This is a genomic window from Pseudomonas sp. SWRI18 (assembly GCF_014268345.1).
Lineage (GTDB): Bacteria > Pseudomonadota > Gammaproteobacteria > Pseudomonadales > Pseudomonadaceae > Aquipseudomonas > Aquipseudomonas cedrina.
In genome coordinates, this window is the sequence record NZ_JACCQQ010000048.1 from 1 (window position 1) to 9,678 (window position 9,678).

6 protein-coding genes are annotated in these 9,678 nt (G+C 62.1%); 5 read left to right on the top strand and 1 reads right to left on the bottom strand.

Translation table 11 applies throughout. The features are described 5' to 3' along the window. Positions 1–213: 213 nt before the first annotated feature. On the bottom strand, positions 214–2,148 hold the full coding sequence (locus tag H0Z09_RS27070) for a BCCT family transporter (protein WP_346656808.1): 1,935 nt from the start codon (positions 2,146–2,148) through the stop codon (positions 214–216). Between the two features lie 389 nt (positions 2,149–2,537). On the opposite strand from H0Z09_RS27070, the gene betI reads away from it, so the two are divergent. From betI to H0Z09_RS27095, 5 genes are all read left to right on the top strand, one after another. Then, positions 2,538–3,131: a transcriptional regulator BetI gene (betI, locus tag H0Z09_RS27075; protein ID WP_076953220.1), complete on the top strand. Its 594-nt coding sequence runs from the start codon at positions 2,538–2,540 to the stop codon at positions 3,129–3,131. A 61-nt stretch (positions 3,132–3,192) separates the two neighbouring features. Beyond that, complete coding sequence (gene betB / locus H0Z09_RS27080) at positions 3,193–4,665, top strand: betaine-aldehyde dehydrogenase (protein WP_186694906.1); 1,473 nt, start codon at positions 3,193–3,195, stop codon at positions 4,663–4,665. Positions 4,666–4,819: 154 nt separating this feature from the next. After that, a complete protein-coding gene (gene betA, locus H0Z09_RS27085; RefSeq protein WP_186694908.1) occupies positions 4,820–6,523 on the top strand; it encodes a choline dehydrogenase in 1,704 nt (567 codons plus the stop codon). Between the two features lie 239 nt (positions 6,524–6,762). Next, complete coding sequence (locus H0Z09_RS27090; protein WP_186694910.1) at positions 6,763–8,205, top strand: TldD/PmbA family protein; 1,443 nt, start codon at positions 6,763–6,765, stop codon at positions 8,203–8,205. Further along, entirely contained in the window at positions 8,205–9,521 is a 1,317-nt protein-coding gene (locus H0Z09_RS27095; protein WP_186694912.1) for a TldD/PmbA family protein, read from the top strand. The genes H0Z09_RS27090 and H0Z09_RS27095 overlap by 1 nt, the downstream gene beginning before the upstream one ends. Positions 9,522–9,678 lie beyond the last annotated feature (157 nt).

Here is a 9,678-nt window from a genome sequence, read left to right on the forward strand (position 1 = left end):
TTAAGCACTCCGGGCATTCAGCTTGCCACTCACCGCTCTCACCCACAGTCTAATCCTTGCCCAAGACACAAGCGGGCTTGCTCGCGAATGCGGTGTGTCAGTCAGCACATCTGCCACTGATACACCGCATTCGCGAGCAAGCCCGCTCCCACATTTTGATCTATGTACGACATAAGAAAGCGGTGCCAGTGAGGGCGCCGCTCGTTTCAACTATCAGCTATAGACCCGGCCAAGGAGTTGCCGATGGCTTTCAAACTGATCGAGCACATCCCGCGTGATCTGCTCCTGAGTGAAGCCCATCAGGTCGTATTCCTGAGCACCGTTGTGCAGGTAGACCTCGGCACGGTAGTAGCGCGTACGCTCTTCCTCGGGCAGGTCGCTCGGCGCCGACGAGTAGGCATCCAGGCTCACTTCGTAGACAAACGGGTTGCCCTCCTCCCTCTCGATCCGCACACCGATGCAGCGCTTGGATTTACCCAACAACGTCTGCACTTCCAATCCTTGCTCACGCAGCGCAGACGCGGCTTCTTCCAGCGCCGGCGTGACGTGCTTGTCCATGAAACGCTGCACGGTGCCCTGGCTCGGTTGCAGGTCCAGCGCGGTCAAGCGCTCGCTGAAACCACGACGGCCGCGCTCAGCCAATTGCGCCTGCTCCTGTTCGATCGCCATGTCCTGGCGCATCGCCTTGTGCAAACCGAACATAAACAGCACCAGCACCACCGAGAACGGCAGCCCCGCCAGCACCACCATGGTCTGCATGGCCTCGAAGTTACCGGCGAACAGCAAACCGATGGTCACCAGGGTGATCACCGCCGACCAGAAAATCCGCAGCCAATGCGGGGCATCTTCGTCCACGTTGCCGCCTTTGCAGGAAAGGTTGGCCATCATCACCGCGCCGGAATCCGCAGGCGTCAGGAACAGCACGAAGCCCACGAAGATCGACACACCAATGACGATTTTCGACGCAGGGTAATGCTCCAGCAGTTGGTAGATAGCCATGGACGGCTGTTCCAGGGCGGTCTTGCCCAACTCTACCGCACCGTGGTTCAGCACCAGATCCAGGGCCGAGTTACCGAAGATCGACAACCACGCCAGGGTAAAGCCCAGCGGGATCAGCAACACGCCCGCCACCAGTTCGCGCACGGTCCGCCCACGGGAAATACGCGCGATGAACATGCCCACGAAGGGCGCCCAGGAAATCCACCAGGCCCAGTAGAACAGGGTCCACAGGCCCATCCAGCGCTCGGTCTTGTCGGCGTCGCCTTCGTACACATAGAGGTCGAAGGTTTTCAGGATGATGCCGTTGAGGTAGTCACCGGTGTTCTGCACCAGACCGTTGAGCAAATGCAGGGTCGGGCCGAACAGCAGCACGAAGATCAGCAAGCCGCTGAACAGCACAATGTTGAGGTTGGACAGGCGGCGGATGCCGTTCTCCACGCCCGACACCGCCGCGATGGTCGCCACGGTGCTCATCACGATGATCACGATCAACAGGTTGGTGTTGCTGTGCTGCATGCCGAACAGGTTTTCCAGCCCGGACGAGACCTGCATCGAGCCGATCCCCAGGTTGGTCACCAGGCCCAGCAGGGTCACGAACATACCGAAGCCATCCACCGCATGGCCGGCCGCGCCTTTCACCCAGCGCTCGCCCACCAGCGGGTACAGCGCCGAACGCAAGGCCAGCGGCTGGTTATGGCGGTACGCAAAGTACGCCACGGCCAGGCCGACCAGGGCATAGATCGCCCAGCCGTGCAGGCCCCAATGCAGGAAGGTCAACTGCAGCGCCTGGCGTGCGGCGCCATTGCTGGCGGCTGCACCTTCGGGCGGGTTGAAGTAGTGGTCCAAGGGCTCGGAGGCGCCGAAGTACAGCAGCGAGATGCCGATGCCCGAGGAGAACAACATGCCGGCCCAGGCGCCGTAGCTGAAGTCCGGGGTGTCGTCCTTGCTGCCCAGTTTCAATTTGCCATAGGACGAAAACGCCAGGCCGACCACGAAGACGAGGTAGGCGGCGATGACCACCATGTAGTACCAGCCGAAGCTTTTCGACAGCCAGGCCTGGGCGACGCCGAGCATGCGCCCGGCCTCCTGCGGGGCGATGATCAGGATGGCGGTCAACAACAGAATCAATGCGGTGGAGGTGTAGAACACCCAACCGTTGACCCGTACCTTTTCTGGCGGGGTCTTTATAAGAGAGGCAGAACTCATGGCGCAGATGCTCCGGGCAGTGCGAGAGAGAAACACAAGGCAACGGTTATCCCGGGACATCGATTTTTCGGCAGTCGACGGACGGGTGTTATAAAGACACCCCGAAAATCCCAGACCCCGCCGAAGCGGTGCACAGGCCCTGATACGGCCTGTTTCAGGGGTTTTCGCAGGTGTCAGAGGTCGCGGCTCTCAGGTAGGAAATATCTGTAGGCAGCGACCATTTGTCGCAGAGCTTATTCTTTGTTGATTGAACGTTCAATCAAAACAAAATAGACTGGCCTTCAAGCCGATGGACGTGATCGCCCGTCGGCAGGCCTAAGGAGAGGTGCTACATGCCCAAGGTCGGTATGCAACCCATACGCCGCCAGCAGTTGATCGAAGCCACGATGACGGCCATTGATCAAGTCGGAATGGGAGATGCCAGCATTGCGCTGATCGCCCGTTTGGCAGGCGTATCCAACGGCATCATCAGTCACTACTTTCGGGACAAGAACGGCCTGATCGCGGCGACGATGCAGTACTTGATGAGCGTGCTGATGGAAAACATCCACGCACGTAGACAAGCGTTGAAGGATGACAGCCCGCGCGCCCACCTCCAGGTGATCGTCGCCGGCAACTTCGACGCCAGCCAGGTCAACGGCCCGGCAATGAAAACCTGGTTGGCCTTCTGGGCCTCCAGCATGCACCACCCGTCTTTGCACCGGTTGCAGCGGATCAACGATCAACGTCTGTATTCCAACCTGTGCTGCCAGTTCCGCCGTGCGCTGCCATTGCCCGAAGCACGCAGCGCGGCCCGAGGCCTGGCGGCCCTGATCGACGGTTTGTGGTTGCGCGGTGCCCTGTCGGGAGACGCTTTCGACACGGAGCAGGCGCAACGCATTGCGCACGAATACATGGATTTCCAATTGGCCAAGCAGGTGAGTTAGAGCACCGATAACCGCTCAACTCCCGAACCGCGCCAACCACTTATGCACTTGCGAGGACTTTATGGCCCGTTTCGAACTGCAAAAACTCTACATTGACGGCGGCTACAGCGACGCTGGCAGCGATGCCACCTTCGAAGCCATCAACCCGGCTAACGGTGAAGTTCTCGCCCAAGTGCAACGCGCAACGAAGGAAGACGTTGAGCGCGCCGTGGTCAGCGCCGAGAAAGGCCAGAAAATCTGGGCCGCCATGACCGCCATGGAGCGCTCGCGCATCCTGCGTCGCGCCGTCGACATCCTGCGTGAGCGCAACGACGAACTGGCTGCCCTGGAAACCCTGGACACCGGTAAAGCCTTCTCCGAAACCAAGTACGTCGACATCGTCACCGGCGCTGACGTGCTGGAGTATTACGCAGGCCTGGTGCCGGCCATCGAGGGCGAGCAGATCCCGCTGCGCGACACGTCGTTCGTCTACACCCGCCGCGAGCCGCTGGGCGTGGTCGCCGGTATCGGCGCGTGGAACTACCCGATCCAGATCGCCCTGTGGAAGTCCGCACCCGCCCTGGCCGCGGGTAACGCGATGATCTTCAAGCCGAGCGAAGTCACTTCGCTGACCACCCTGAAACTGGCCGAGATCTACACCGAAGCCGGCGTTCCAGCGGGTGTGTTCAACGTACTGACCGGCAGCGGCCGTGAAGTCGGCACCTGGCTGACCGAGCACCCGCGCATCGAGAAAGTCTCGTTCACGGGCGGCACCGACACCGGCAAGAAAGTCATGGCCAGCGCGTCCAGCTCGTCGCTCAAAGAAGTGACCATGGAACTGGGCGGCAAGTCGCCGCTGATCGTATTCGAAGACGCCGACCTGGACCGTGCCGCCGATATCGCGATGATGGCCAATTTCTACAGCTCCGGCCAGGTCTGCACCAACGGTACTCGCGTATTCGTGCCCAAGCACCTGCAAACGGCGTTCGAAGCCAAAATCCTTGAACGTGTTGCGCGCATCCGTGTGGGCGACCCGCAAGACGACACCACCAACTTCGGCCCGCTGGTCAGCTTCGCCCACATGGAAAGCGTGCTGGGCTACATCGCCAAAGGCAAAGAGCAAGGCGCGCGCCTGCTGTGCGGCGGCGGTCGCCTGACCGACGGCGAGCTGGCCAAAGGCGCCTACGTGGCCCCGACGGTCTTCACCGACTGCACCGACGACATGGTGATCGTGCGTGAAGAAATCTTCGGCCCGGTGATGAGCATCCTCACCTATGAAACCGAAGAAGAAGTGATCCGCCGCGCCAACGACACCGACTTCGGCCTGGCGGCCGGCCTGGTCACCAAGGACCTGAACCGCGCCCACCGCGTGATTCATCAGTTGGAAGCGGGTATCTGCTGGATCAACGCCTGGGGCGAGTCCGACGCCAAAATGCCGGTCGGCGGCTACAAGCAATCCGGTGTTGGCCGTGAGAACGGCATCAGCTCGCTGAACAACTTCACCCGCATCAAATCGGTACAGGTCGAACTGGGCGACTACGCCTCGGTGTTCTAACCCCGAGCCTTGTATTGCCCGCGAGGCCGTCATCGCGGGCAAGCCCGGCTCCCACATTTGACTGTGTGAACCCGATCAAATGTGGGAGCTGGCTTGCCTGCGATGAGTGCGAAGCACTCGCCTGACCAGACCATCTCCAAAGAGGGTGCATTCAATGTCCCAAGAATACGATTACATCATTGTGGGTGCCGGCTCTGCCGGTAACACCCTGGCGACCCGTCTGACCGAAGACGAAGGCGTCACCGTTTTGCTGCTGGAAGCCGGCGGCCCCGACTACCGCCTGGACTTCCGTACCCAGATGCCGGCCGCCCTGGCGTTCCCGCTGCAAGGCCGCCGCTACAACTGGGCCTACGAAACCGATCCGGAGCCACACATGGACGGCCGCCGCATGGAATGTGGTCGCGGCAAGGGCCTGGGCGGTTCTTCGCTGATCAACGGCATGTGCTACATCCGCGGCAACGCCATGGACTACGACAACTGGTCGAAACTGCCGGGCCTGGAAGACTGGACCTACCTGGACTGCCTGCCGTATTTCCGTAAAGCCGAAACCCGCGATATCGGCCCCAACGACTGGCACGGCGGCGATGGCCCGGTCAGCGTGACCACGCCCAAGGCCGGCAACAACCCGCTGTTCCACGCCATGGTCGAAGCCGGCGTGCAAGCCGGTTACCCGCGCACGGAAGATTTGAACGGTTACCAGCAGGAAGGCTTCGGCCCGATGGACCGTACCGTCACGCCGAACGGCCGTCGCGCCAGCACCGCACGCGGTTACCTGGACACGGCTAAAAAGCGTTCTACCCTGACCATCGTCACCCACGCCCTCACCGACAAAGTACTGTTCGAAGGCAAGCGTGCCGTTGGCGTGCGTTACCTGATCGGCGCCGCCGAGGAGCGTGTTGAAGCCCGCGCCCGTAAAGAAGTGCTGGTGTGCAGCGGCGCCATTGCCTCGCCGCAATTGCTGCAACGTTCCGGCGTCGGTCCGGCCAAACTGCTGGAAAGCCTCGACATCCCGGTGGTCCACGACCTGCCAGGCGTCGGGGAAAACCTGCAGGATCACCTTGAGCTGTACTTGCAATATGCGTGCACCCAACCGGTGTCGCTGTACCCTTCGCTGCTCTGGTACAACCAGCCTGCGATTGGTGCCGAATGGCTGTTCAACGGCACCGGCATCGGCGCCAGCAACCAGTTCGAAGCAGGCGGGTTTATCCGTACCCGTGAAGAATTCGAATGGCCGAACATCCAGTACCACTTCCTGCCGGTAGCGATTAACTACAACGGCAGCAACGGTGTGAAAGAGCACGGTTTCCAGGCGCACATGGGCTCCATGCGTTCGCCGAGCCGTGGCCGCGTGCAGTTGAAATCGAAGAACCCACGGGACTACCCGAGCATCCTCTTCAACTACATGGCCACCGAGCAGGACTGGCAGGAGTTCCGCGACGGCATCCGCCTGACCCGTGAAATCATGCAGCAACCGGCGCTGGACCCGTACCGTGGCCGCGAAATCAGCCCCGGCATCGAAGTGCAAACCGATGAGCAACTCGACCAGTTCATCCGCGAGCATGCCGAAACCGCGTTCCACCCGTCCTGCTCGTGCAAGATGGGCACCGACGAGATGGCGGTGGTGGATGGCGAAGGCCGCGTGCATGGCATGCAGGCTCTGCGCGTGGTGGATGCCTCGATCATGCCGATCATCACCACCGGCAACCTGAACGCGCCGACGATCATGATCGCCGAGAAAATCGCCGACAAGATCCGTGGCCGCAAGCCACTGCCGCGCAGCACCGCCGACTACTACGTGGCAGGCGATGCGCCGGTGCGGGGCAAGCCGCTGCGTGAAGTGGGGCCTGCTGCGCAGTAATCCCTTCCCTGCGGGAGCGGGCTCGTTGTGGCGAGCGGGCTTGCCCCGCGTTGGAGTGCGCAGCGCTCCCCAGATTTTTGGGGCCGCTACGCAGCCCAACGCGGGGCAAGCCCGCTCGCCACAACAAGCCCGCTTGTCACGACATGATGCTTGCCATGAAGAATCGCCTTCTTGATCAGCTCCAGCCCCAGGCCTACTCTGTTGCCTGCCCGCGCTGAGCCGCCCACAAGGAAGGCCCCATGTTCGACCACCACGCCACACTCAAACAGCACTTCAGTGCCCTGCGCACCCACGCCGACTTCTTCTCGCTGCGCTACGTCCGTGAATCCGGCCAGTACCTGGCCGTGCGCAAGAACGTCGCCGAACCACCGCACCTGAACCACGACGAGGGCGCTATGCTCACCGTGCGTCTCAATGGCGTGGAGGCTTACGCCGCGACCAACGATATTTCCCTGCCTGGCCTGCAAGCCGCCCTTGAGCGCGCCGAACGGCAAGCCCGGCAGATACTGCCCCACGCCCTGCTCGACCTGCGCGACCAGCACGTCTCCAGCGATGTGGCCGACTACCTGTCACCCGACCTCGACCAGCCCTTCCCGTCCCTGAGTGACTGCTACCAGCTGCTCGGCGACGAATCCGCCGCCGTCCCCAAGGACGAGCGCCTGGTGAACTGGGAAGTCAGCCTGGGCCTGACCCACGTCGAGCAGATCTACCTCAACAGTGCCGGCGCCGAACTGCGCCAGGCCCAGCGTTTTGTGTTCCCGGGCGTGAATGTCACGGCCTTCGATGGCAACGACAGCCAGACGCGCACCTTCGGCGGCACCAACTTCGGCCAGCAAGGCGGGCTGGGCGTGATCAGCCGCTTCGGCCTGGTCGGCGCCGCGCCGCGCATCGCCGACGAATCCCTGCAATTGCTGCTGGCGCCCAACACGCCCCAAGGCCCGCGTGACTTGCTGTTGATGCCCGACCAGATGATCCTGCAGATCCACGAATCCATCGGCCACCCGCTGGAGCTGGACCGCATCCTCGGTGACGAGCGCAACTACGCCGGCACCAGCTTTGTGAAGGCCAGCGACTTCGGCCACCTGCAATACGGCTCCGAGCTGCTCAACGTCACCTTCGACCCGGACATCCCCGAACAGCTTGCCAGCTACAGCCATGACGACGACGGCAGCCGCGCCAGCAAGCAGTTCCTGATCCGCGAAGGCTTGCTGCTCAGGCCGCTGGGCGGAGCGCTGTCGCAATTTCGCGCGGGCATGCAAGGCGTGGCCAACAGCCGCGCCAGCAGTTGGAACCGCGCGCCCATCGACCGCATGGCCAACCTGAATATCGAGGCCGGCGACAAATCCCTGGTCGAGCTGATCGGTGGCATCGAACACGGCGTGCTGATGTCGACCAACCGTTCGTGGTCCATCGACGATGCGCGCAACAAGTTCCAGTTCGGCTGCGAATGGGGCCAACTTATCGAAAACGGCGAACTCAAGGGCGTGGTGAAAAACCCCAACTACCGGGCGATTTCCGCACAGTTCTGGCGCAAGCTCAGCGCCGTCGGCGATGCCAGTACCTTCCAGGTGTTGGGCACGCCGAACTGCGGCAAGGGCGAGCCCAACCAGGTGATCCGTGTCGGCCATGCGTCGCCGGCCTGTGTGTTCAGTGATGTCGACGTATTCGGGGGAGATGCCTGATGGATGATTTCAAGGCACTGGTGCAATGGCTCAAGCAGGCCATCACCGACAAGGAGCAATTTCACCTGGGCTACGCGGCGGAAGCGTCCGAGTTCGTGCGTTTCAACCACGCCAAGGTGCGCCAGGCCGGGCAGGTGCAGCAAGCCAGCCTCAACTTCAAGCTGATCAACGACGGCCGCCATGCCGACCTTGCCATCACCCTGGCCGGTGAGCCGCAGCTGGACCGTCAGCGCCTCGCCAATGGCCTGCAACAGCTGCGCGAAACTTTGCCGTTGCTGCCCCCGGATCCCTACCTGCTGCTGAACCACAACGCCTGGCAAAGCCACAATGAACAGGCCCGGCCGCTGCCGGAACTGGCTCAGGTGCTGGATGACATCAGCCAGGCCGCGGACGGCGTCGACCTGGTCGGCATTTACGCCGCAGGTCCCATCAGCCGTGGTTTTGCCAGTTCGAACGGCGCCTTCGGCTGGCACCAGGCCAACAGCTTCAATTTCGATTTCAGCCTGTTCCATGCCAATGGCGAAGCGGTCAAGGCCAGCTACGCCGGGCACACCTGGGACAGCGCCGAGTTCGCCCGGCGCTTCCAGCAGGCCCGCGAGCAACTTGAATTCCTGGGCCGCCCGCTGCACGCCCTTGCGCCCGGGCAGTACCGCGCCTACCTGGCCCCGGCGGCGCTGGAAGAAATCATCAGCATCATCACCTGGGGCGGGTTTTCCGCCCAGGCCATCGCCAGCAAAGGCAGTTCGCTGCAAAAGCTGTACGCCGGTGAACAGTCCCTGAGCCCGCTGGTGAAGGTCGACGAACAGGTCAGCGGCTCCCTGAGCCAGGCGTTTTCCAGCGAAGGTTACCCGCGCGGTGACGTCACGCTGATCAATGCAGGCAAGGCTGAAGGCCGGTTGATCAACTCGCGCAGCGCCGCCGAATACGGATTGAGCACCAACGGCGCGAGCAGCGACGAGTCCCCCAGCGCGCTGCAAATGGCCGCAGGTACTCTGGCCCAGGCCGATATTCTCAAGCAGTTGGGCACCGGGTTGTATATCAGCAACCTGTGGTACCTGAACTACTCCGACCTGCCGGCGGCGCGCCTGACCGGTATGACACGCTTCGCCACGTTCTGGGTGGAAGACGGCGAGATCAAGGCGCCGGTCAGCACCATGCGCTTTGATGACAGTGTCTACAGCCTGCTCGGTTCGCAGTTGGAGGCGCTGACCGCTGATCGGGAATTGCTGCTGTCGGCGAGTACTTATGGCCAGCGCAATACGGCTTCCAATCTGTTGCCTGGGGCCCTGGTAAAACGCCTGACCCTGACCTTATAGACGCCACTGATCCCCCCTGTGGGAGCGGGCTTGCCCTAATGCCAGTCAGTTAAGCGAACGCAATGCTAAAGTAACGAAGATCAAATGTGGGAGCGGGCTTGCTCGCGAAGACGTCGGCCCAGCAAACATTGATGTTGACTGACCCACCGCTTTCGCG

Coding starts and splice junctions, on each gene's coding strand:
- betI (WP_076953220.1), top strand. CDS start 2,538: ATGCCCAAGGTCGGTATGCAACCCATACGCCGCCAGCAGTTGATCGAA.
- betB (WP_186694906.1), top strand. CDS start 3,193: ATGGCCCGTTTCGAACTGCAAAAACTCTACATTGACGGCGGCTACAGC.
- betA (WP_186694908.1), top strand. CDS start 4,820: ATGTCCCAAGAATACGATTACATCATTGTGGGTGCCGGCTCTGCCGGT.
- H0Z09_RS27090 (WP_186694910.1), top strand. CDS start 6,763: ATGTTCGACCACCACGCCACACTCAAACAGCACTTCAGTGCCCTGCGC.
- H0Z09_RS27095 (WP_186694912.1), top strand. CDS start 8,205: ATGGATGATTTCAAGGCACTGGTGCAATGGCTCAAGCAGGCCATCACC.